This is a genomic window from Acrocarpospora sp. B8E8, assembly GCF_039871605.1.
GTDB classification, from domain to species: Bacteria; Actinomycetota; Actinomycetes; order Streptosporangiales; family Streptosporangiaceae; genus Acrocarpospora; species Acrocarpospora macrocephala.
In genome coordinates, this window is the sequence record NZ_JBDPLV010000223.1 from 1 (window position 1) to 570 (window position 570).

General features: G+C 75.1%; 1 protein-coding gene. It reads right to left on the reverse strand.

The genetic code is table 11. From position 1 onward, the window contains the following. On the reverse strand, positions 1 to 570 hold a 570-nt coding region (locus tag ABGB08_RS54720; RefSeq protein WP_347608581.1), incomplete at both ends, for a hydantoinase/oxoprolinase family protein.

Consider the following 570-nt stretch of genomic DNA (forward strand, 5'->3'; position numbering starts at 1 on the left):
CCGCCGAAGCCGACCAGGGTGAACTCGCGGGGATCGTGCCCGCGGTTGACGGTGATCTTGCGCAGCGCGTTGGCCATCTGCGAGGTCGCCAGCCGGTACATGCCGTGCGCGGCGGCGTCCTCGGACAGCCCGAGCGGCTCGGCGAGGTGCCGCCGGATCGCCTCCCGCGCCTTGCCCGGCGACAGGGTGACCGTACCGCCCAGGTAGTAGCCGGGGTTGATCAGCCCCATGACCAGCACGGCATCGGTCACCGCCGGACGTTCACCGCCCTTGCCGTAGCAGGCGGGGCCGGGCACGGAACCGGCGCTGTGCGGGCCGACGCGCAGCACTCCGCGGCCGTCGATCCAGCCCAGGCTGCCGCCCCCGGCGCCGATGGTCTCGATGTCCACCGCGGTGAGGCTGGTGGGCAGCCCGCCGATCTCGGCCCGCGGCAGCACCCGCAGCTCGTCGTCGATGATCGCGGCGGCGTCCAGGCTGGTCCCGCCCATGTCGGCGGTGAGCACCCGGCGCCGGCCCAGCCGCATGCCGAGCAGGCGCGCGCCGGTGACCCCGCCGACCGGGCCCGAGTTG